This is a genomic window from Nocardia puris (genome assembly GCF_036051655.1).
In the GTDB taxonomy this organism is placed as follows: Bacteria; Actinomycetota; Actinomycetes; order Mycobacteriales; family Mycobacteriaceae; genus Nocardia; species Nocardia puris.
The window spans coordinates 1,505,513-1,528,544 of sequence record NZ_CP107943.1; the positions used below are offsets into that span (position 1 = coordinate 1,505,513).

17 protein-coding genes and 2 tRNA genes are annotated in these 23,032 nt (G+C 68.5%); 8 read left to right on the forward strand and 11 right to left on the reverse strand.

What is annotated here, in order from left to right:
- The first annotated feature begins 77 nt into the window (after positions 1-77).
- A complete protein-coding gene (locus tag OHB21_RS06630; RefSeq protein WP_067507910.1) occupies positions 78-1,007 on the forward strand; it encodes an alpha/beta hydrolase in 930 nt (309 codons plus the stop codon).
- A 21-nt stretch (positions 1,008-1,028) separates the two neighbouring features.
- Here OHB21_RS06630 and OHB21_RS06635 read toward each other — a convergent pair whose 3' ends face one another.
- The 4 genes from OHB21_RS06635 to OHB21_RS06650 form a co-directional block, all read right to left on the reverse strand.
- Positions 1,029-2,933: an ABC transporter ATP-binding protein gene (locus OHB21_RS06635; protein WP_067507912.1), complete on the reverse strand. Its 1,905-nt coding sequence runs from the start codon at positions 2,931-2,933 to the stop codon at positions 1,029-1,031.
- On the reverse strand, positions 2,930-4,765 hold the full coding sequence (locus OHB21_RS06640) for an ABC transporter ATP-binding protein (protein WP_067507914.1): 1,836 nt from the start codon (positions 4,763-4,765) through the stop codon (positions 2,930-2,932). Before OHB21_RS06640 ends, OHB21_RS06635 begins: the two co-directional genes overlap by 4 nt.
- Before the next feature lie 141 nt (positions 4,766-4,906).
- Positions 4,907-6,829, reverse strand: coding sequence for a long-chain-fatty-acid--AMP ligase FadD32 (gene fadD32 / locus OHB21_RS06645; protein WP_195126136.1), 1,923 nt, complete (start codon positions 6,827-6,829; stop codon positions 4,907-4,909).
- 120 nt (positions 6,830-6,949) lie between these two features.
- The gene (locus OHB21_RS06650) at positions 6,950-8,197 is read right to left on the reverse strand and encodes a KasA/KasB family beta-ketoacyl-ACP synthase (RefSeq protein WP_067507918.1); all 1,248 of its coding nucleotides are present in this window, start codon (positions 8,195-8,197) and stop codon (positions 6,950-6,952) included.
- A gap of 354 nt (positions 8,198-8,551) precedes the next feature.
- Here OHB21_RS06650 and OHB21_RS06655 point away from each other — a divergent pair, with 354 nt between their 5' ends.
- The 5 genes from OHB21_RS06655 to OHB21_RS06675 all read left to right on the forward strand — a co-directional run bounded on the left by OHB21_RS06655 (position 8,552) and on the right by OHB21_RS06675 (position 13,283).
- Positions 8,552-9,685 (forward strand): DNA cytosine methyltransferase, encoded by a 1,134-nt coding sequence (locus OHB21_RS06655; protein ID WP_195126181.1) that lies wholly within the window; start codon positions 8,552-8,554, stop codon positions 9,683-9,685.
- Between the two features lie 46 nt (positions 9,686-9,731).
- Positions 9,732-10,142 (forward strand): very short patch repair endonuclease, encoded by a 411-nt coding sequence (locus OHB21_RS06660; RefSeq protein ID WP_067507922.1) that lies wholly within the window; start codon positions 9,732-9,734, stop codon positions 10,140-10,142.
- A 637-nt stretch (positions 10,143-10,779) separates the two neighbouring features.
- Positions 10,780-11,457 (forward strand): DUF998 domain-containing protein, encoded by a 678-nt coding sequence (locus OHB21_RS06665; RefSeq protein ID WP_324192175.1) that lies wholly within the window; start codon positions 10,780-10,782, stop codon positions 11,455-11,457.
- 417 nt (positions 11,458-11,874) lie between these two features.
- Positions 11,875-12,276: a Rid family hydrolase gene (locus tag OHB21_RS06670; RefSeq protein WP_195126134.1), complete on the forward strand. Its 402-nt coding sequence runs from the start codon at positions 11,875-11,877 to the stop codon at positions 12,274-12,276.
- 287 nt (positions 12,277-12,563) lie between these two features.
- Positions 12,564-13,283, forward strand: coding sequence for a maleylpyruvate isomerase family mycothiol-dependent enzyme (locus tag OHB21_RS06675; RefSeq protein ID WP_067507926.1), 720 nt, complete (start codon positions 12,564-12,566; stop codon positions 13,281-13,283).
- 1,147 nt (positions 13,284-14,430) lie between these two features.
- On the opposite strand, the gene OHB21_RS06680 is transcribed toward OHB21_RS06675, so the two are convergent.
- Entirely contained in the window at positions 14,431-16,230 is a 1,800-nt protein-coding gene (locus OHB21_RS06680) for a hypothetical protein (RefSeq protein WP_195126133.1), read from the reverse strand.
- A gap of 425 nt (positions 16,231-16,655) precedes the next feature.
- Between OHB21_RS06680 and OHB21_RS06685 the strand changes: the two genes are divergently transcribed.
- On the forward strand, positions 16,656-17,564 hold the full coding sequence (locus OHB21_RS06685) for a tyrosine-type recombinase/integrase (protein ID WP_195126132.1): 909 nt from the start codon (positions 16,656-16,658) through the stop codon (positions 17,562-17,564).
- Positions 17,565-17,660: 96 nt separating this feature from the next.
- On the opposite strand, the gene OHB21_RS06690 is transcribed toward OHB21_RS06685, so the two are convergent.
- The 3 genes from OHB21_RS06690 to OHB21_RS06700 form a co-directional block, all read right to left on the reverse strand.
- Positions 17,661-17,733, reverse strand: a tRNA-Arg gene (locus tag OHB21_RS06690).
- A 36-nt stretch (positions 17,734-17,769) separates the two neighbouring features.
- Positions 17,770-17,859, reverse strand: a tRNA-Ser gene (locus OHB21_RS06695).
- 92 nt (positions 17,860-17,951) lie between these two features.
- Positions 17,952-18,659, reverse strand: coding sequence for a dienelactone hydrolase family protein (locus OHB21_RS06700; RefSeq protein WP_067508052.1), 708 nt, complete (start codon positions 18,657-18,659; stop codon positions 17,952-17,954).
- Positions 18,660-18,797: 138 nt separating this feature from the next.
- Here OHB21_RS06700 and hisC point away from each other — a divergent pair, with 138 nt between their 5' ends.
- Entirely contained in the window at positions 18,798-19,880 is a 1,083-nt protein-coding gene (hisC, locus tag OHB21_RS06705) for a histidinol-phosphate transaminase (protein ID WP_067508054.1), read from the forward strand.
- Positions 19,881-19,886: 6 nt separating this feature from the next.
- Here the strand turns inward: hisC and OHB21_RS06710 are convergent, their stop codons facing one another.
- From OHB21_RS06710 to OHB21_RS06720, 3 genes are all read right to left on the reverse strand, one after another.
- The gene (locus tag OHB21_RS06710; RefSeq protein ID WP_067508056.1) at positions 19,887-20,834 is read right to left on the reverse strand and encodes a hypothetical protein; all 948 of its coding nucleotides are present in this window, start codon (positions 20,832-20,834) and stop codon (positions 19,887-19,889) included.
- 3 nt (positions 20,835-20,837) lie between these two features.
- Entirely contained in the window at positions 20,838-21,440 is a 603-nt protein-coding gene (locus OHB21_RS06715) for a hypothetical protein (protein WP_067508058.1), read from the reverse strand.
- A 157-nt stretch (positions 21,441-21,597) separates the two neighbouring features.
- Positions 21,598-22,662: an alpha/beta hydrolase gene (locus OHB21_RS06720; RefSeq protein WP_067508060.1), complete on the reverse strand. Its 1,065-nt coding sequence runs from the start codon at positions 22,660-22,662 to the stop codon at positions 21,598-21,600.
- Positions 22,663-23,032: the final 370 nt, after the last annotated feature.

Sequence of the window (23,032 nt, forward strand, 5' to 3'; positions counted from 1 at the left end):
ACCGGGTAACGCAGGACACGTGCCCGCTCGGCCTGTCGGGTCGTTTGGATTCCGGAATCCAGCGGTACAACGGAAGGATGAAGGCTTCGAAGCTGTGGACCGTGGTCGTCGGCGCTCTCGCTGCCTGCATCGCCTTCGCGCCACCCGCAGGCGCGGCGCCACGGGTGGCGGGCGAGACGCCGCTGGCGCCGCGGGTATCCCAGATCGACGTGTATTCGCCGTCGATGGACCGGGTGATCCCCAACCGGGTGATCAAGGCGGCGGGCGCGGGGGCGCCCACGCTGTACCTGCTCACCGGCGCGGGCGGCGGCCAGGACGGCATCTCCTGGTGGGACGACACCGATGTGGTGCAGTTCTTCGCGGACAGGAACGTCAACGTCGTGATGCCGGTGGGCGGCCGGTTCAGCCTGTACACCGACTGGATCGCCGACGATCCCGCGCTCGGCCGCAACAAGTGGCAGACCTACCTCACCGCGGAACTGCCCGGCGTGATCGACGCGCACCTGGGCGCCAGCGGGCGCAACGCCATCGCCGGTGTGTCGATGAGCGCGGCCTCCGCGCTGGACCTGGCCATCCAGGGCGGTCCCCGGTACCAGGCGGTCGCCGCCTACAGCGGGTGCCCGTGGTCGTCCGACCCGCTCGGCATCGCCCTGGCCAGCGCGCAGGTGCTGCGCGGTGGCGGCAACCCGGTCAACATGTGGGGCGTGCCCGGTGGTGCGGGCTGGCGGGCCCACGACCCGTTCCTGAACGCGGGACGCCTCGCGGGCAAGACGATCTACCTCTCCGCCGCCTCTGGCATCCCGGGCGTCATCGACGAGGGCGGTGTCCCCGCCCCGCCCGTCGAGGCCATCGCCAGCGCCTGCACCGGCGCCTTCGCGGGCCGCCTCGCCGAACTCGGCATCCCCGCCATCCACCTCAACCGCGCCGTCGGCTCGCACACGTGGGGCCAGTTCGAGACCGACCTGCACGACTCCTGGCCGCATCTGGCCCGCGCCATCGGGGCGTAGACCGAGACGACAGGCCGCCGACTACACCAGCGACTCCCGCCACGCGGCGTGCAGCGACGCGAAACGTCCGGTGCCCTCGATCAATTCGCCGGGCGGTCCGTCCTCCACCACGCGGCCCCGGTCCAGCACGAGGACGCGGTCGGCGATGGCGACGGTGGAGAGCCGGTGGGCGATGATGACGGCCGTGCGGTCGCGCAGCACGGTCTCCAGGGCGCGCTGGACCTGGCGTTCGCCGGGGATGTCCAGGCTGGAGGTGGCCTCGTCCAGCACGATCACCGCCGGGTCGGCCAGGAAGACGCGCGCGAACGCCACCAGCTGCCGCTGGCCCGCGGACAGGCGGCCGCCGCGCCTGCGCACGTCGGTGTCGAATCCGTCGGGCAGTGCCGTGACGAAGTCGTACAGCCCGACCGCGCGGGCGGCCGCGCGCACCTCGGCGTCGGTGGCCTCGGGCCTGCCGAGCCGGATGTTGTCGGCCACCGATCCGGAGAACAGGTACGACTCCTGGGTCACCATCACCACGTTGCGCCGCAGGTCGGCGTCGCTCAGGTGGCGCAGGTCCACGCCGTCCAGGGTGACCGTGCCGCCCGACGGGTCGTAGAACCGGGTGAGCAGCTTGGCCAGCGTCGATTTGCCCGCACCCGTCGCACCGACCAGCGCGAGCACCTGCCCTGCCGGAATCTCCAGCGAGAACTCGGGCAGCACCGGCCCGCGCGCGTCCGGCGCCGCGCCTGCCGGGCCGGGTGCGCTGTCGTAGCCGAACCACACGCCGTCGAGCCGCAGCGTGCCCTTCGCCTTCTCCAGCGGCACCGGATCCCGCGGTTCGCGCACCGTGGGCTCCTCCTCCAGCACGCCGGAGATCTTCTCCAGCGCCGCGGCCGCGGACTGGTAGGAGTTGAACACCTGCGCGAGTTCGTCGAGCGGACCGTAGAACTCGTTGAGGTAGAGCAGATACGCCGCGAGCACGCCGACGGCGAGGTTGCCCTCCATCACCTGCCACGCGCCCACCACGATGACGACCACCGTGGTGAGGTTGCCCAGCAGCCGGGTGAGCCCCGCGTAGTCGCCCATACCGCGCATGGCGGCGATGGTGGCCGTGCGGTATTCGGCGTCCTCGGCCGCGAGCATCGACTCGTTGCGCCGCTCGCGCCGGAACGCCTGCACCGCGCGCATACCGCCCATGGACTCCACGAACTGCACGATCACCTTCGCGATCGCGCCGCGCGTGCGCCGGTAGCCGGCCCGCTGCCTGCGCTGCGCCCAGCGGGTGACCAGCACCAGCGGCACGAATCCGGCCAGCACGATCAGCGCGAGCGTCTGGTCCAGGTAGATCAGCAGCGCCGCGATGGTCACCACCGACAGGATCGCGCTCAACGCCTGGTCGAGCGCGCCCTCCAGCAGTTCCTGCAGGGTTTCGATATCGCCGGTGAGCCGGGCGACCGCCTTGCCCGAGGTGTACTTGTCGTGGAACGACACGCTCTGGCGCTGCATGTGCTCGAACAGCCGCACCCGCAGGTCGAACAGCACGCTCTGGCTCAACCTGCCGGTCAACCGCAGGAACCAGTACGTGGTGAACGTGCCAAGCGCGACGGTGCCGAGGTAACCCGCGACGGTCGTCGCCATGGGCGTCCAGTTTCCTTGCGCGCCTTGGGCGATACCGTTGTCCAGCCCGTAGGCGATGAACAGCGGCCCCGACACCATCGCCGCGTTGTCCACGACGACCAGCACCAGCGCCAGCAGCACCTGCCTGCGGTAGGGCCGCACCAGATCGAGCAGCAGCCGCCGGGATCGCTCGGCCAGCACCAGGTTTCCGGTCTGAGTGACCTCCTTGTCCTCGCCCGCGATACCGCGCCAGTCGGCCACCTCGTCGCGCTCGGTGCGCGAATCGGGTTCGGCGGGTTCGTCTTTGGTCACGGTGTCGGTGGTCATGGTTCACCTCCCATCAGTTCTCGGTAGCGGGCGTTGTGGCGGAGCAGGTGTTCGTGGGTGCCCTCGGCGGCGATGCGCCCGCCGTCCAGCAGCGCCACCCGGTCGGCCAGCGCGGCGGTGGACGGGCGGTGCGCCACCAGCAGCGTGGTCGCGCCCGCGAGTACGGTGCGCAGCCGTTCCTGCACGCGCTCTTCGGTTTCCACGTCCAGCGCCGAGAGCGGGTCGTCCAGCACGACGACGCGGCGGCGGTCCTCCTCCCCGGCGCGAGTGAGGACCGCGCGGGCCAGGGCCAAGCGCTGCCGCTGCCCGCCGGACAGGCTCATGCCCTGTTCGCCGATCCTGGTGTCCAGGCCCCACGGCAGCTCGTCGACGAAGTCCGTCGCCTGCGCGACGTCGAGCGCGCGGCGCACGTCGTCGTCGGTGGCGCCAGGATCGCCCAGCGCCACGTTCTCGCGGACGCTGGCCGAGAACAGCACCGGCTCCTCGAACGCCACCGCGACCAGCGAGCGCAGATCCGCCAGCCGCAGCGAGGCGATGTCGACGCCGTCGATCTCGACGGCGCCGCCGGTCACGTCGTAGAGCCGCGGAATCAGTTCCAGCAGCGCCGATTTGCCGCTGCCGGTCGCGCCGACCAGCGCCACCGTCTCGCCGGGGCGCACCGTCAGGTCCACGCCGGCGAGCACCTCGCGCCCGGCCGGTTCGCCCTCCGCGGGCGGGAACGCGAAACGCACGTCGCGCAAGGTCAATTCGCCCTCGACGCGCTCGGGCAGCGGCACCGGATGCTCCGGATCGGTGATGTCGAGCGGAGTGTCGATGATCTCCCAGTACCGGTCGGCGGCGGTGCGCGCGTTATTGAGCTCGGCCAGCAGGAAGCCGGTCCAGATGATCGGCCACTGCAGGAAGGTCGCGAGCGTGATAGCGGCCACCAGCGTGCCGAGCGTCATCGCGCCGTTCGCCACCGCGTAACCGCCGAAGCCGAGCGTGAAGACCAGCGCCAGCTGCGGTATGCCCACCATGGACGACCACAGCGTGGCGCTCAGCCGCGCCTTGAGCAGTTCGGTGCCGCGCAACGCGCGCGACTGCTGGGTGAACCGGTTGCCGAAGAACAGGCCGCGCCCGAACGCCTTGAGCACCCGTACGCCCTGGGTGGATTCCTCGGCCGTGGTGGCCAGATCGCCCGCCTGGTCCTGGGACCGCCGCGAGGCCACCTCGTAGCGCTGTACGAACCGGACGCACACGTACGCTGTCGGCAGCGCGGTGGCCGCGAACGCCAGCCCGATCTGCCAGCTCTGCGCGAACAGCACCGCCACACCGATCGGCAGGATCGACAGGTTGATCACCAGATACGGCCCGGCGAACGAGACGAACCGCCGCAGGGTGGACATGTCCTCCACCGCGCGCGAGAGCAACTGACCCGACTCCCACGCGTCGTGGCGCCCGATCGACATCGATTGCAGGTGCCGGAAGATCTTGGCGCGCAAGGTGATCTCGACGGCGGTGGCGGGTTTGGCGACCATCCAGCGCCTGCCCCACACGCCCAGTGCCTCGAGCAGGCCCAGCACGGCGACGAGCAGCACCGGCAGCACCAGCCCGCCGGCGTCGCGCCGCGCGATCGGTCCGTCGATGATGCGGGCCACCACCAGCGGGATGACGATCGCCGTACTCATGGCGAGGATGGCGAGCACGGTCGCCCCGATCAGCGGGGCGCGGTGCGGCCGCAGGTACGGCAGGAACCGGCGTAGCGAAGCGAGGCGGCCCGGCCGGGTGGCGGCGGGCCGCTCGAGTCTGTCGGCCTCCGATTCGGCCGACGGCAGCTCCAGCGTGACGGACAAAGCTCCCCCTCACGGTTGCGATGGATGGCGGTGTCGTGGAAAGCGGCGCCCGGTGATGTTCCCACCGGGGTCCGACAATCCAGGGTGGCACCGCACCCAGCTCCAGCCAACCGATTTTTCGCCCCCGCCGAAGGCGTTGGGTTACACCCCCGCCCCTTCGGGCTCACGGTCCAACGCGTCCGGGAACGCCTGCTGCCGGTACCCGCCGCGCAGCGTGCCCTCGATATACGCGGTGCGGCACGCGCGCCGCGCGATCTTGCCGCTCGACGTGCGCGGGATCGACCCGGCGGGCACCAGCAGCAGGTCGCGCACCGCGACGCCGTGCCGCTGGGCGATGGCCGCGCGCACGGCGTCGGCGATGGGCTCGGCGTCGAGTTTGGCCGCGCCCGTGGCCCGTTCGGCGACGATGACGAGTTGTTCGGCGGTGTCGTCCGCGTCGCAGCGCGGCCCACTGTCACCGGGCTGTTCGAACACCTCCACCGGCAGCTGGTTCGCGGGCACCGAGAACGCCGCCACGAAGCCGGGGCGCAACCCGGTGTGCGCCTCCTGCGCGGAGTACTCGAGGTCCTGCGGGTAGTGGTTGCGGCCGTCGACGATCACCAGGTCCTTCACCCGGCCCGTGATGTACAGCTCACCGTGGTGGTAGACGCCGAAATCGCCGGTACGCATCCACTTCGCGTCGGCCGGCGTGCCCTCGGCGTGGCTGCGTCCCGGCTGACGGCGGGCCAGCCGGTTGTGGAACGTCGCCACCGACTCCTCGGGCCGCCCCCAGTACCCGATGCCCATGTTCTCGCCGTGCAACCAGATCTCGCCGACCTCGCCGTCGGCGCGCTCCTCGCCCGTCTCCGGATCCACGATCACGGCCCACTGCGACAGCGCCACGTACCCGCACGAGACCTGCGCGATCGCGTTGTCCGTGCCCGGTTCCACCTCGACCATGCGCCCGGCGTTCAGCTCACCGCGATCCACGTAGACCACCTTGGCCCGGTCCTGCGCCTTGGTCGCCGAGACGAACAGCGTGGCCTCCGCCATGCCGTAGCAGGGCTTGATCGCGGTCTCGGGCAACCCGTACGGCGCGAAGGCCTCGTTGAACTTCCGCATCGACGAAACCGACACCGGCTCACTGCCGTTGATCAGTCCGATCACATTCGACAGGTCCAATTCCTCGCCGGCCTTGGGCAATCCGCGCGCCGCCGCGTGCTCGAACGCGAAATTCGGTGCGGCGGCGAAGGTTCCGGCGCCGTCGGACACGGCGGCCAGCTCCTTGATCCAGCGGTAGGGCCTGCGCACGAACGCGCTCGGCGACATGATCGTGATGAACCCGCCGCCGATCGTCGGCAGGATCACGCACAACAGGCCCATATCGTGGAACAGCGGCAGCCAGGTCACACCGCGCGAGTTCTCGGTGACGCCGATCGCGTCGATCATCTGCATCAGGTTGGTGCCCACGGCGCGGTGTGTGATCTCCACGCCCGCAGGGGTTCTCGTGGAGCCGGAGGTGTATTGGAGGTAGGCGATGCTGTCGAGATCGATGTCGGGACGCACCCAGGTGCGGCCCACCTCGTCGGGGATCGCGTCGACCGCGATGATGCGCGGGCGCTCGAGGGCGGGCAGGTGCCGGAAGAACGCCCGCACCCCGGCCGCCGCCGACGACACGGTGAGGATCGCCGACGGGGTGCAGTCGGTGAGCACGGCGCGCAGGCGGTCGGTGTGGCCCTGCTCCTCGGGATCGAACAGCGGCACCGCGATGGTGCCCGCGTAGACCGCCGCGAACAGCGCCACCACGTAGTCCAGGCTCTGCGGGGCGAGAATCGCCACCCGCCGCCCCGGCTCGGTGACCTGCTGCAACCGGGCCGCGACGGCGCGCAGCCGCACGCTGAACTGGCTCCAGGTCAGTTCGATGTACTCGCCGTCGCGCTCGCGCGAGTAGTCGATGAATCGGTAGGCGAGACCGTCCGGGTTGGCGGCGGTGTGCTGGTCGACGAAGTCGATCAGGGTCCGCTCGCCCCGGATCCTGATATTGCCGTGCTCGTCGAGATATTCGTCGAAGGTCTCGCGGATCATCGCCCTATCCTTTTCCCATGCACGCACGTACCCGTGCGGTGACACCGAACACAGATCGACACCGGAGCGACGGGTAGGCTAGCAGGTCCCCCGGTCGGAGTCATGCCGTGGACGCATGACTCAGTACCTCCCGAAGGCGATCGCGACGTTGTGACCGCCGAAGCCGAACGAATTGTTGACCGCGTAGTCGATGCGCCCCTGCCGGCAGCCGCCCTTGACGATGTCCAGGTCCACCTCGGGGTCCTGGTTCTCCAGATTCAAGGTGGGCGGCACGATCCCGTCGCGCACGCTCAGCACCGTGAGCACCGATTCCAGCGCGCCCACCGCGCCGATCGAATGCCCGAGCGCCGACTTCGGCGCGTACACCGAGGCGTGCGAACCGACGGCCTTGCCGATCGCGCGCGCCTCGGCGGTGTCGCCGATCGGGGTGGCGGTGGCGTGCGCGTTGATATGGGAGACATCGGTTTTCGACAGACCCGCGGTTTCGAGCGCGCGCGTCATCGCGCGGGCCGCGCCGGTGCCTTCCGGGTCGGGCGCGACGAGGTGGAAGCCGTCGGAGGTGACGCCCGCGCCGAGCAGCCTGGCGTGGATGGTGGCGCCGCGCGCCTTCGCGTGCTCCTCCGTCTCGAGCACCATCATGGCGCCGGCCTCACCGAAGACGAAGCCGTCGCGGTCCACGTCGAACGGGCGGGAGGCGGCCTTCGGCTCGGCGTTGCGGGTGCTCATGGCGCGCATCATGGTGAACGCGGCGATCGGCACCGCCTGGATGGACCCCTCCACGCCGCCGGTGACGACCATGTCGGCATCGCCCATCACGATCATCCGCCACGCGTTCGCGATCGCTTCCGAACCCGACGAGCACGCCGACACCGGCGTCGAAACGCCCGCCCGCGCACCGACTTCCAGCCCCACGCAGGCGGCGGGGCCGTTCGGCATGATCCACTGCACCGACAGCGGCGACACCTTGCGGTAGCCGCCGTTGTGGAACTTGTCGCGGGCGTCGATGAGCGCTTCCGCACCACCCAGCCCGGTGCCGATGGAGACGCCGAGGCGGTCCTTGTCCACCTCGGGACTGCCCGCGTTGCGCCATACTTCGCGACCCAGCACCGTCGCCATCTGCTCCACGTAGGCCAGCCTGCGCACCTCGCCGGGCTCCAGGCAGGAGGCGGGGGTGACCGCGAGGTGGCCGCCGATGCGCACCGGCAGCTCGAACTGGTCGATGAACGAATCGTCGAGCACGTCGATGCCGCTCTCGCCGTTGAGCAGGCCCTTCCAGGTCGAGTCGACATCGCCGGCGATCGAGGTGGTGGCCGCGACGCTGGTCACCACGACATCCGGGAAGCCACGTTTACCGGACGGAAGCTGCATCAAGACTCACTTTCCTGACGTCACACGAGGGGCGGGACTGCGCATACGACGCATCGGCGTCGCAGGGCCGAGCAGGAAGAGAAGCCGTGGTCGTGAACCGGCCGATAGGCATTATGTGGGAGACCGGGCCCGCGCGCAGCAAGACACGCGAATCCGCGGTCTGACCTGGGGGTGTCGCCGTCGGCCCCGGACATGTCGGGCCCGGCCGACCGCTCGCGCAGGTCAAGTGGGTGGGCTCGGCGGGCTCGGCTGGTCGCCGCGGCAACCCTCGAGTAACGTGCTGGACGGGCGCGGTGCGCGGACTCGGCGCCCGTCGTGGGATCGCGAGAAGGGACGACTGTGACGGGCGGGCGAATGGTCGGGCTGTTCGCCGGGATCGGCGGGCTCGAACTCGGGCTCGGCGCGCACGGCTGGCACACCGATCTGCTCTGCGAAATCGAGCCGGGGGCTCGGGCCGTGCTGGCCGCGCATTTCACCGACGTGCCACTGCACGGTGACATCACCAAGTTGCGCGCCCTGCCCGCCGGAACCGAACTGGTAGCGGCCGGTTTTCCCTGCCAGGACCTGTCGCAGGCGGGGCGCACCGCGGGGATCACCGGGCAGCGGTCGGGTCTGGTGGACGAGGTGTTCCGGCTGGTGCGCCGCCAGCGCGGCCCGCGCTGGCTGCTCATCGAAAACGTGCCGTTCATGCTGCAATTGGGGCGCGGTGCCGCCATGCGCCACATCACCGCCGCGCTGGACGAACTCGGCTACACCTGGGCGTACCGGGTGGTCGACGCGCGCTCGTTCGGTTTGCCACAACGTCGCCAGCGGGTGCTGATGCTGGCCTCGCGCACCGAGGACCCGCGCCGCGTGTTGTTCGCCGACGACGCGGGCCCGCGCGAAGTCGGCGACGCGGGCAGCGATCCGTGCGGGTTCTATTGGACCGAAGGCGTGCGCGGGCTCGGGTGGGCGGTGAACGCGGTGCCAACACTCAAGGGCGGGTCGGCGCTCGGTATCGCCAGCCCACCAGCGGTGCGCCTGCCCTCGGGTGAGATCGTGACGCCAGGAATCACGGATGGCGAACGGCTGCAAGGGTTTTCTACCGATTGGACCGCGCCCGCCACCACCGTCCCCAGCATCAAGCAGGGCCACCGCTGGAAGCTCATCGGCAACGCGGTGAGCGTGCGGATGGCGGACTGGGTGGGCGATCGCCTCACCGATCCGCGCGACCCGATCCCGCACTCCGAAGAACTGCGCCCCGGCCAGCCCTGGCCCACGGCCGCCTGGGGGCGCGGCGGCACCGCCTACCGGGTGCCTGTCTCGACCTGGCCCGTGCACCAGCCCTACGAGGACCTGAAGAACTTCCTCACCGACTCGCGCCTGCTCTCCGCCCGCGCCACCGCCGGCTTCCTGCGCCGCGCGGGGAGAGGCAACCTCCGCTTCCCCGAAGGGTTTTTGCTGGATGTGGAGCAGCACCTGGATCGCATGGGCGGCTGGGCGGCATGAGTGCGCGGGTCCGCGCCGGGCACGCTAGGGCCGGAAAGACTCCGGCATGAGCGAACGGCCCCGCACCGACGCCGCGACCAGCGCGCGCATGGCGCGGCAGCGGCGCACGGGCACCGATCCCGAACTCGCGCTGCGCCGCGAACTGCATCGCCGCGGGTTGCGGTACTTCGTGGACCGCGCGCCATTACGCGGACAGCGCCGCCGGGCCGACGTCGTCTTCCCGCGCCTGCGGGTCGCGGTCTACGTGGACGGCTGCTTCTGGCACAGCTGCCCCGACCACGCCACCCACCCGAAGAACAACGCCGCATGGTGGGCGGAGAAGCTGGCGGGCAACGTCGCGCGGGACCGGGCGACCGACGCCGCGCTGCGGGAGGCGGGGTGGACGGTGGTGCGCGTCTGGGAGCACGAGGACCCGGCGGTCGCCGCCGATCGTGTGCAGGACGCGTTGGGGAAGTAGGGACGCGAGCCGGGCCCTGACCGTCGCCGAGCAGCGGATCCATCTGCGAGGCATGGCCTGCGCCGCGCACCGGGAGCACGCACGCGAATGTGCCCGCCTCCTCTACCGTCGCGACGATCGCCCGTACCGGCTCGGCGGGCTGCGACCCCGTGGGCACGGCCACCGTGGCGCCCCCGCCGACTCGACCGTGATCACCTTCTGTGCGGGTGCCACTCTCCGGCCGGGCACATTCGCAAAGGACTGAGACCGACCTCACGGACCCACATGGTCGAGCGCCGTCGACCTACCGGTTGCGGACGCGTACCAGACTGCGGGGCGCGTTGGCAGCCACGTAACTGGACAGCGCCATGGCGGCGAATATCGCGAACCCGGCGATCGCTGTCGCGTATCCGATCATGGGTGGACCTCCTTCGTGAGCTTTCCGACCAGGCTGCCCGCCGGACCTGACAACAAGCTGTGCGTCCGGTGTCAAACCTGTGCGAACCGCCGGCGCACGGGCGCGGACCTACGCGAATTCAGCGAGCAGGTGTCGCGGCTGGTAAGCGCCTCGGCGGGAGCTGGTGCGCCCGGCGGCTCTCCGGCAACACGCGTGCGTGATCGGACGGCGCCCGCGGTTCGGCCGGGAACAATGGCGGAGGTGACCGAGAGCCGAGGTGCCGATCGGGTGCGCGTGGGGTCGTGGCTGATCGCGGCGGCGATCGCGCTCGCCGGGCTCTGCTACTCGTCGTGGGTGCTGGAGTTCGTGCTGCCGATCGATGCCGACCCGGTGAACTCCTTCCTCAGCGAACTCGACGCCGAGGGCAAGCCGTACCGGGAGGTCTTCGCCACCGGCGACAAGATCGCCGGGTTCCTGCTGATCCCGGCGGCCGTCAGCGGACTGTTGCTGTTCCCGCGCCGCAGGCTCAGCACCGTCGGCTGGGTGGCGCTCGGCTGCTTCGGCGCGGCGACCATCGCCGACGCGCTGCTCCCCCTGCGCGACTGCACCCCCGGCGAGAGCGGATGCGGCGACCCGAGTGACCTGTTCCCCCAACTGCACCAACCCCACGCCCTCACCTCCACCCTCGCCGTCACCTCCCTCGCGATCGCGGTCTTCGCGTTCAGCCTCGCCGCCTTCCGCTACCACCGCTGGCGCATCCTGCGCGAATTCGGCCTGGTGGCACTGGTTCTCGGCGCGGCCGCCACCATCTGGATGCTCGTGGCCGACAACCTGCCCGGCGACTACGCCCTCGGCATCGCGCAGCGAATCCAGGTGGGGTCGATGTCGGTGTGGTTATTGACGCTGGCCGTCGCGGTGGTGCTGGAGGGGAAGCGTTGAGGGTGCGCGTCGGGCGCCGTCGTACAGGGGACGGGGCGACCGCGCGTCAGGTATGGGGCCGACCGCGCATTCGACGCGGCGGGGGCGACACGCATTCGACGGTGGCGAGCATTGACGCGGGCCAACCGCGAGTTCGGCGGGGCGAGCATTGGGCGGTCGCGCCAAACAACGAGTACCGGTACCAGGCACGGCGGTCAGCGGTCCGGTCCGAGGCACACGGCAGGTCATCGGACCGACCGCCGACAGCGCGCGATCTGAAGCGCTCGCCAGTCGAGTAGCGGGTGTGGCCGGTCCCAGGCGGAGATGTCGGCCAGTACGTCGCGGGTGGTCGCGGTCGCACTGCCGACGCGGCGAGGCGCGGCGGAATCGGACGGAATGCGGTGGCCGGATCGGTCGCGGATGATGAATGCTGTCGGCATGGGTGACCGTGTGAACATCTCGTCCGCTTCGGATTTCGAGGATGTCGTGGGGTATTCGCGGACGGTGCGGGTGGGCGATTTCGTGGCCGTCAGCGGGACCACGGCGGCCGCGCCCGGCGGTGGTGCGGTCGGTGGCGACGACATCGGCGAGCAAGCGCGCGAAGCGTTGCGGCGGATCGCGGCCGCACTGCGGGAGGCGGGCGCGGACCTCGCCGACGTGGTGCGCACCCGGATCTTCGTCACCGATATCGCGCGCTGGCCCGAGGTGGCCGCCGCCCACGCCGAAGTGTTCGGCACGATCCGGCCCGCCGCGTCGATGTACGAGGTCCGCGCCCTCATCGCGCCCGAGCTGATGGTCGAGATCGAAGCCGACGCGATCGTGAACGGGTCGGCCCCGTAGCCGCGATCACCGACGCGCCACCCGAGGCCCTGCCACCGGGATACCTAGGCAGGGCCGCAGTCATCGCCACGCCACCCGAGGCCCCGACTATCAGGATGCCGAGGCCTGGCTGCGGTGAACGGACCGCCCAGCGCCGAGTGCTGGGACCTGCGGGCCGAGGCCGGGCCGCGGGTCTGGTCGTGGACGGCCGCGCGGCTGGGGGTGGCCACCGACGTCGCCGGCAGTGCTCGAGCCAGGCCCGCACAACGACGTCCGAGCGGTATGCGCCCTCCCGGTAGGGTCGAATTGTGACCACCGATACACCAGACGTCCTCCCCCTCGCGCTGCTGGATCAGGTCGCCACCGCCACGACGCGCCTGCTCGACACCGCGCGGACCCTCACCGACGCCGACGTGATCGCCCCGTCCCTGCTGCCGGGCTGGACGCGCGGCCACGTGCTGGCGCACCTCTCGCGCAATGCCGACAGCCTGGTGAACCTGCTCATCTGGGCGCGCACCGGCATCGAGACCCCGCAGTACGCGAGCCCGTTCCTGCGCGATTTCGACATCGACGCCGGCGCGCCCCGCCCCCTCACCGAACAGGTCATCGATCTGGAAGCCTCCGCGGCCCGCTGGTCGGCCCTCGCCACCACCGCGCCGCCACAATCCTGGCGCGCCACCGTGCGCACCCGCGCGGGCCGCGCCATCCCCGCCGCCGAGGTGCCCTGGATGCGCCTGCTGGAAGTCGAAATCCACCACGTGGACCTGAATTCCACCTACACCCCCGCCGGCTGGCCCACCCCCTTCGTCCACCGCACCCTCACCCAAGCGACCACCGACCTCGGCCGATCCATACGGTCCCCCTTCACAATCCGCGCCACCGACACCGACTTCACCACCACCCTCGGCCCCGGCACCCCCACCCACACCATCGAAGGCCCCACCCCCGCCCTCCTCGCCTGGCTCATAGGCCGCTCCCCCGGCACCGACCTCACCGGCGACCTACCGAACCTCCCCGCCTGGCGGTAAGTGAGGTACCGGTCTGTCGACCGGGGTTTACGCCGTTGGGGCACAACATAGTTCGATGGGATACACGGCACGTGCTGCTGGCATACCTCGACGAATCCTTCGACAAGGGCGAGTACAGGATCGCCGCTGTCATCTGCCCCTCCTCGGAGGTGCTGAGTCTCGGTGCCGAGTTGGACGCGGTCGTGGAGAAGGCCGCGGCGACGTGGTCGACCGATCCGCGTGCCGAACTGCACGGAAACGATCTGGTCCAGGGCAAGAACGACTGGGCGCCGGTCAAGAAGCAGGTCCGAGCACGTATCGGCGTCTACCACAACGCGCTGAGATCCACCGCGTCCACTCCGGGACTGCGCCTCGTGCTGCGTGGCGTGGACCGGGAGGCACTGGTCCGCCGATATGCCAAGCCGTACCACCCGCACCGCGTCGTACTGGAACACGTCCTCCAAGCGGTCGATTCCCACGCACGCAGGCTGGGCAGCCGGTGCTGGTCATCGCGGACGAGGTCGAGAATCAGGACAGTCACCGCAAGAGCCTGTGGGAATTCCAGCATGTCGGCACGGCGGGCTGGGGCGGACCCACGACCAAACCGCACGTCCCCACAAACGCACCCCCCACATCGGGGGGCCGGGGGGCGAAGCCCCGCCGGGCGGGGCGCGGGGGCTGCGCCCCCGCAAAACACGACGAAACGAGAACCGGCCCACGCCCGTGGTGGGCATGGACCGGCTATCGAGTGAAGTGCGCCCGGAGAGACTCGAACTCCCAACCTTCTGATCCATTCGCGCGTACATGACTGTCCGCCCGCGTCCATCGCTGGTTTTGTGCAGCAACGGATTTGGGCACCGGCCACCGTTTCGGGTCCGCTTCCGTCCGGGCTTGTCCGCGGACGTTTGTACGGGAAAAGTAGGGGATCATCGAGTCGCGCCCCGACCATGGCCCTGCTGGGTGGTGGTCTGCACATAGGTGGGGCTGGCTACCCGCCTGCCCCGATAGGGCCTGCCCTTCTCGCGCAGAGGCTCCGCGGTCAAGGGTGGCGATAGCCATCACGTAGTGACGCCGTAGGCGCCCTTGACCGTGGAGGGGCGCGGGAACACAATGCAGGCCACCACCCAGCAGGGCCACGCGGCCGGAGGTCGCGCCGGATTGGTCCTCGTCACTCTTTCCAAGTCTTGCCCGTAATGGCTTGGTACTTGTTTATCTCCCGCCTTCTGTCTTTGTCGGAAAGACCCTGCAATGTCCAACTGAAACCGCGCTGTGAGACTCGATCGAAAAGTCTTTCGGCTTTCTTTTGGTATTTCGCAGTGAATAACCCGAGGAACCCTGGCTGCATCTGCATAAAATGCTGAAGAGAAGTCGCCAGCCTCGTGCCATCCGACCCTTCCAGTCTCCATTCTGCGAGCACCTTGATAAAATCAATACCCCGTCGCTCAACCTCCGATTCGAGTATGAGCAACTCACGCCAACTAATTATTCCCGGGGGTAGTGAGGAGCCATCGAGCTCGGCCACCATGGGCATTCCAATTTCAAGCAGCTTTATCTGTGTCATATAGTTGATGGCCATACCGTCGTCGGGCGCTAGCACTATTGGAATGTATTTCGTATCGTCGGTGACTGATACCCGGCTGTCTGGCCACCCTTTACTGCGAAACTGCTTGACCGTAGAAACCAATTGGCTGAATTTCTTCCTGTACTTCTTCTGGAGATCTTCATCCAAAACGCTGATCTCTGCCGTCCCTTCAGCGAGTCCCTGAAGAAGGCTCCGCATGTTGGCGTCGATAATGAGAATTTCGTTACCGTGAGCATAACCCCAGTCTCCGATTTCATCCTCGTTCTTTCCGCCCCATGCGGCACGGAAGTCTGGATCCGATAGAATTACGCCTCCGGTGCGTGGTGATTGCAGATTAGAAATCCTTTCTAGGACCTCACCGACTCGCTGCTCAAATAAATGCTGCATCGCACTTGAGAAATGCTTTGATTGCCTCTTCTTGTCGGGCGTCTGACTAAGGATCCATCGAGACTCAAGGTAGGGGTGGTCCCCGAAGAACCGCTGCAATGCGTACTGGAGTCGCATCATGATGAACGAGCCGTCAGCGAGTCGGACAAATGGACGCTGCTGGAGGGTGTAGCGCGACCACGGGTTGATCGGCGTCCCCTCTCGCATCTCCTTCGCGAGAGTTTGGCGGAGTTCGTCTGGCGTCAGCGTGCAGTGATCAGTAAAGAACCGCTCGACGGGTGCGGGAACTTTATGATCATGGAAGAAGGTGGCAGATAAGCGCGCTTGGCCGGACATTTCGCAAGTCCTGTAGATCAAGAAGCCGAGCGCAAAGAAGTCGCTTATATTGATTCCGGTAGCTTCTTCGAACATGGCGGCTGGTCCAGAGCCAATGTCTGACAGGATCCCCGGATCGGTTGATGACGGCCAATCTCGGTACCAGATTTCCTCGGCATCTGCGCAAAGCGTGGCCAGTGTCGAGGAGTGCAGTGCGGACGTCTCGGCTATTGCGAAGAGGGTGAAACTGTCATGGAGTTCTTCCCAGGATTTCACCTCATGAAAGGCATTTTCATCCACCTCTTCATTTATCCCTAGTACACATTTAGCGAAGTCATCTGCTTTTAGGGATGACCCACCCTCATGGTCGGCGTACACTGCTATTTCCTTGAGGCACTGCACCAGCGCGAATGGGGTCAAGGCCATATGTGACTTACGAAGTCTATCCCCGAGCTTTTTGCCCGCATCGCCGGCTACCTTTTTCCCCCACTCGCGTTCGATATTGTTCCATCCGTTGGTCAGCATCGACCTATCGAGCAAGGCCAGCATGTTGGATACGCCTGCAATTGCGTTGCGAAAATTGCACGCTGCCCAAATTTCTTTCCGCAATTCTAAGCCAAAGCTATCCCCAAAAACATCGGAAGCGACAATCAAGTTGGGCTCTGTTGGGATAAAACTCGTCATCTGGCGACTTCCTATTCCTCGAAACCTCTTGGGCCGATCATTGCGCAACATGCCGAGTTCTCAGATCAGGCGATGTGATTGCATTAGTACCGGTTGTTCCCCGCGGTCGCAACGTTTTTGATGAAACGATCGGTCTGGGCCTGCTGCGGCCGGGAGGTGACAGGCGAGACATGGGCATCCGAGGGATGTTGCGCAACCACAGCCAGTGGACTGGCTACCAGTCGCAAGATCGCAGATCACTGCGGGAGGTAGGTCGGGTACGGCACTCGTCGTGCCCACACTTCTCGGTTATCGAAAATTCAGCAATCTCGGATCGGTGGGTGTCGGCGTAGCGTGCGGCCGACGCACCGGCGCGCCGGGCGGTGAGGTACGAGCAAGGCCGCTGCGCGCCGTAGTGCGGCGGCGGCGCGCAGCGCCGGCGCCTCTTGATAGCGTCGAAGGACAGGCTGAAGCAGCAGTCACGCGACGATTACCGCCGGGTGTGGAACAAGTACGGCGAGTCTCAGCTTGGCGCGCTACGGGTGCGTGAGCTTTCGACGAGTCGTGCTGAGCGGTACCTGGCGACGATTCCGGTTTCGCGGGCGCAGATTCTTCGGGTGGTGCTGACCGGCATGTTCTCGACGGTGGTCCGGTACGACATCCTGACGGTGAATCCGATCCGGGAGGTAACCCGCAGGAGAAGCAAGGCGGCGCCGGCGCGTGCGCTGACACCCGATGAGTTTGCGGTGGTTCGTTCGGCAGTGCAGGCGTATCGCGATCGGCCGGGTGTCAGCGGGCCTCGTCCGGGGCGGTTGCTGCTGGAGTTCATCGACGTGATGGCCTCGACCGGGTGCCGCCCGAATGAGGTGCTGGGGCTGCGGTGGTGTGACGTGGACCTGCTGGGTGACCCGCCGACCATGACGCTCACAGGGACGACGCTGGATCACGGGAGAGTGGTCGGTAAGGCGGTCCATCGGCAGGATGAGCGCAAGGGCGGCGCTCCTGATCACACCGTCATCCTCCCGAAACTGGCCGTGGAAGCACTGGCTGGTTTGTTCGGCGATGCCACCGACCCAGAAGGACCGGTATTCGCCAACCGTGACGGCGGGTGGATGAGCCTGGCAAATCTCCGGCGGTCACTGCGGGCAGCGCTTCCCGATGAGTTGGGGTGGGTCACGCCGTACAGCTTCCGCCGGACTGTGGCGACGGTGGTTCGTGATGACCTCGGGCCGGCCGAGGCTCAGGCTCAGCTGTCGCACTCGAAGCTGTCCACCACCGAGCAGCACTACTTCCAGCGCCAGACACAGGGCCCGGATGTCCGGAGCGCTCTCGACCGGTACGCCGGAGGAAAGTAGGGGCTCGTTTGTACGGGCAAAGTACGGGATCGGTCTCTTCATCGAGAACATGAAACAGCCCCCGATCCGCTTTCGCAGGTCGGGGGCTGTTTTCTGTGCGCCCGAAGGGATTCGAACCCCTAACCTTCTGATCCGTAGTCAGATGCTCTATCCGTTGAGCTACGGGCGCATAGCATTCTTCAGTTGTCACCCGGCGAACCGGGTGTGGCGGAGGCGAGAGGATTTGAACCTCCGGTCCCCGTGAAGGGACAACTCATTAGCAGTGAGTCCCATTCGGCCGCTCTGGCACGCCTCCTGGAGCCTTCTCTTCGAGGGCAACCGGTCCTTTCGAACCGCCGAGCAGAAAGGTTACAGTACCTGGCGTCCAGATCACAAAACGCCTGGTTATCAGCGTAAATTGCTGTCGAACCAGTCGAAGATCCTGGTGCGCGCGTCGTAGGTGCTGTCGTCGTCCTCGGTGCCGGGATTGTCGGCGCGGTGCCCGAGGCGCGGGTAGCTCACCAGGAGGCTGGCGACGGACGCGCGGGCGGTGGCGTCGCGCAGTTTCTCGACGTCGTCGGGCGGGGTGTCCGGGTCGTCGGCGCCGTAGAGGCCGAGCCACGGGGCCTGGAGGTTGGGGGCGGCGCGGACGAGGGCTTCGGCGTCGTCGGTGAGGGGTTCGGCGATGCCGGGCGCGGCGACACTGACGGCGGCGCCGATGGGCCGGTTGGTGGCCACCAGGAACGCGGCGGTGCCGGCGTGGTCGAAGCCGAGCGCGCCGATGCAGTCGGGGAAGACGCCGCGGCGGGTGAGCCAGTCGAACGAGGCGTCGAAATCGGCGAAGAGCTCGTCGCCGAAGACCTCGTGGTCGGGTTCGGTCTCGCCGCGGTGGAACAGGTCGGGCGCGACCACGATCCAGCCTTCCGTCGCGAGCGCGCGCATGAACTCCAGCAACGATCCGGTGAACTCGCGGGACTCGTGCAGCACGACGATCCCGCCGCGCGCGTGGACCTCGGGTTCTATCACGGTGATGGGCACGCGGCCCAGGTCGGCGGGACTCTGATCCTGATCCTCGTCACCGCGCAACAGGGCGACGTCGCGATAAATGCCCGACATGAAACCAGGGTAGGACCCGGCGCTGATCTTCGCGAGAAGTTCGCACGTGAGGGGCCGTTACCCGCCGGTTTTTCCGGTGTGGGAGCCGACCGGCGCCCGCGACCGAACCCACCCTGACCGCCGCACTACTGTGGAGGGGTGACAGCGCGTATCCGGCCCGACCTCTCCGCCATCCCGGCCTACACTCCCGGCCGTAGTCATCCCGGCGCGGTCAAGCTGGCCAGCAACGAGACCACCCTGCCGCCGCTGCCCGCCGCCGCGAAGGCGATCGCGGAGGCCGCCGAGTTGGCGCACCGCTACCCCGACAACCAGGCGGCCGACTTGCGCGCCGCGTTGGCGGAGTTCCTGGGCGTCACGCCGGCGAACGTGGCGGTCGGTTGCGGGAGCGTCGCGCTGTGCCAGGAGCTGGTGCAGATCACCTGCGGCGCACCGGACGACGAGGTGTTGTTCGCGTGGCGCTCGTTCGAGGCGTACCCGATCGTGACGCAGGTCGGCAACGCGACGGCCGTGCAGGTGCCCCTCACGCCCGAGCTGACCCACGATCTGGATGCGATGGCCGCGGCCGTCACCGAACGCACCCGGCTGATCTTCGTGTGCAATCCGAACAACCCCACCGGCACCGCCCACGGCCGCGACGCGCTCATCCGTTTCCTGGACGCGGTGCCCGCGCACGTGCTCGTCGTCCTGGACGAGGCCTACTTCGAGTACCTGCGCCGCACCCCGCAGGATCGCCCCGACGGCGTCGAGATCGCCCGCGATCGCCCGAATGTGATTGTGCTGCGCACCTTCTCGAAGGCCTACGGATTGGCCGGGCTGCGCGTCGGCTACGCCGTGGGCGATCCGGAAGTGATCACGGCGCTGCAGAAGGTGCACATCCCGTTCAGCGTGAACCGGGTGGCGCAGGCGGCGGCGATCGCGTCGCTCGAGGCGCGCCACGAACTGCTCGGGCGCACCGACGCGGTGGTCGCGGAGCGGGAACGGGTACGCGCCGCCCTGCTCGCCGCCGGCTATCGCGTGCCGCCCAGCGAAACCAATTTCCTATGGCTGCCGCTGGACGACCGCAGCGTCGAGTATGGCGAGGCGAGCGCCGAGGCCGGTGTGCTGGTGCGGCCGTACGGGGCCGACGGCGTGCGCGTCACGGTGGGCGACCCGCACGAGAACGACCTGTTCCTCGAGTTCGCGACGAACGCCGACGTGCTCGGCCGGTTCCTCGGGCGATAGGGCACCTCAGCAGATCTCCGACGCCTCGTCTCCCGCTTTCCGGAACTCGTAGCGGACGGCGCCGGGGATCTGCGCGGGCAGGACGATGGCGGCGCCGTTTCCGGGGGTCCAGGTGCGGGGGACGAGGATGTAGTGGTCGCCGATGCGGGTGAGGGGGACCAGGCCGTCGTAGCGGAAGCGGTAGGCGGAGGAGGCGCCGTCGGGCGGGGTGGTGCACAGGGTGGTGCGCACGTCGGAGCGGGAGAGGTGCAGGTCCAGTTCGCTGTAGAGGATGACTCCCGAGCTGGTGGAGAGCTGGTCGGCCCATTCCTGGGCGCGGGTCTGCCCGACCGCGACGGAATAGTCGGTGGCGATCCAGAACATGCTGATGCCCACCATGGTGAACAGGATCGCCCATTCGACCACCGCGACGGCCGGCGAGGACGGCACCTCCGATGCCGGCTGACGCTCACGTAACCTCTTGCGGCGCAAGACCACCAACCACCAGAGCAGAAGCACACCGGCGATCACCGATATCGGTGCCACGCACAGCCCGCTGTTGAGCGGGGTCACCACGTAGATGCGGGAAAGGCCGTTGGCGAGAACGGCGATCGCGACCACGGCCGTGATCACCGTCGCCCACCGCGAAGGCCGGTGCGCGCGAACCGAATCCGGCAACGCGAGGTATCCCCACAGCAGGATCATGCCGAGCAGCCCGACGAAGATCGCCGGGACGAACAGCGTGTCGACGGTCCGCATCAGGTACTCGCGGATGCTCGGGTTCAGGGTGGTCGAGTCGACGCCGAAGTAGTCGAAGAACCAGTAGACGTGGGCCCAGCCGAAGTAGAACAACACGGCGGTGAGCAGCGTCGTCGGCGCCACGACCCGCCCGATCGCGCCCGCGACGTGGGTGAACCCCTCGAACGGGGACCCGGCCGCGGCGCGCGGCGCCTGCTCGTCAGGCGGTTGCGTCATGGGCTATTCCGTCGGGGGCGGTGCGTCGGTCTCGGTCGGCGTGCCGGTCTCGGTGGGTGAGTCCGTCTCGGTGGGGGTGTCGGTCTCGGTGGGAGTCTCCGTGTCCGGCGCCTCCTTCGGGAGGTAACCCTCTTCGTCACAGGGGAATGTCTGCGCGGGCAGCGTCCCGGTGAACAATGTCAGCGGAACGCCTGGCGTCAGGACCAGTGACCCGTAAGGCGCCTCGGCCGTCGACGTCGAATCGCTTTCCCCGCCTCGGAGTTGGCCGGAGTACTGGCAGACGCTGTTGCGCGTGTCGGAGCCCTCGGCGACGAGTACGGTCACGCAGCCACCGCACGCCGCGGCGATATCCGCTTCGGCCTTCGCCTGCACGAGGACGATCGCACCGCCTTCGCTCTGTACCAGCGCCGGGATCCGGAAGGGCGCCCCCGCCGTCCGCCCGGCATCGGTCTTCTCCGGCCGCCCCGGCACCCCGCCGCCCGGCCCACCTCCCGACTCGGTGGTCTCCGACGCCCGGGCACCCGACCGCTGTTCGGGTATCGACGTGGCGCACGCCGTCAGCGCCACCGCCGCCGCGATCACGACCAGCATCCGCGAAGCGATCATGTCCGTACCTCTCGCCTTCCGATACGCGATCGCGACGAGCTTCCGACCTGTCCCCGACCGGGCCGAGCAGGCGCGTTTCAACCACCAATCATCCCCCAGACCACCCGGGACCGGGCGGGTTTCGCCGCTCGACTCCGTGCGGCGGTGGGAGATCGGGCTAGTTCACGCCGAGCGCTCCGCCCACGGTGGGCCAGGAGCGGGCGAGTTCGTCGGCCCAATAGGGCCAGGAGTGGGTGCCGGTGGCGCGGAAGTTGACGGTGACCGGGATGCCGAAGGAGGTGAAGCGGTCCACCAGGCGGCGGGTGCAGGTGGCGGTGGCGGCTTCGAGCGGGCCGCCGAAGCCGACGGCGTTGGCCAGTTCCGGGTTGCCGGGCACATCGTATTCGCCGGGCAGTCCGCTGCCGACGGAGAGGTAGATCGCCTTGCCGCGCAACGATTCCGCGTGCAGCATCACGTCGTGGGCCAGCCAGTCGCTGTGGTTCTCGGGGCCGAACATGTTGTCCGGTTCGCCGCCGTAGGTGGCCACCACCGCGCGCGCCTGCGTCTGGCCGAGGTCGGTGCCCATGGCGAAACAGCCGGAGTGCGCGGCGACGGCGCGGTAGCGGCCCGGCTGCCGGAAGGCGAGCATCATCGCGGCCTCGGCGCCCATCGAGACGCCCATCACGGCGTTGCGGCCGTTGCCCTCGAAGCGGGCGTCGAGCAGGGGCGGCAGCTCCCGGGTGAGAAAGGTCTCCCACATGTTGGTGCCGAGCACCGGGTCGGGACGCTGCCAGTCGGTGTAGAAACTGGCCGGGCCGCCGACGGTGAGCACGACATTGACGTTCTTGTCCTCGTAGAACTGCTCGGCGCGGCCCATCTCGAGCCAGTTGTTGGTGTCGGGTTCGGCGGCGCGGCCGTCCAGCATGTAGACCGTCGGGCGCGGAGCGCCGCGGTCGCGCGGCAGCAGCACCTGCACCTGCACGGTGCGGCGCATCGACGGCGAGCGCACGAAAACACGCAGCCTGCGGTCGCTGATGGGCTCGACGCGTTCGATGGCGGCCGTGCTCGCGGGCGTGGTGGTCGGCTCGGCGGGCGCGGGCCCCTCGGACGAACCGGTGTCGGGCAGGTCGGGGATATCGGGCGCGCCGGCGGCGGGGGGCGCTGCGAGCGCCGCACCGGCGAGCAATGCGGCGCTCGTTGCGGCGACGATCAGGCGTCGCCACGGCGTGGACCGAGACACCATGCCTGCCATAGTGCCAGACGCCTCGCGGGCGACCCGGGACCTATGCCGACACGTGCTCAGATGGGATCTGGAGCACTGTCAAGGGGGCGTCCGGAAGCGCCATCGCGCCCGGGGATTACCCGAATTCGGGCACACGGCCAGCACACCCGCCGTACCCTGACGATCGGACGCTTCCACGGACGTCGATGGGGATCATATGACCGCATACAGCAGCGATCCTGTCCCACACGTCCATCCATCACGCCCGAATGCCCACCGACCGAGCGGTTTTCGGGCAATCGCAGGGCAACGGCGCGGCATCCGGTCGCGTGATCCACCGGACCGGTCGGTTTGTCGCGTTGCCCACTCGCAAATGTTCTGTTCGGCCGCA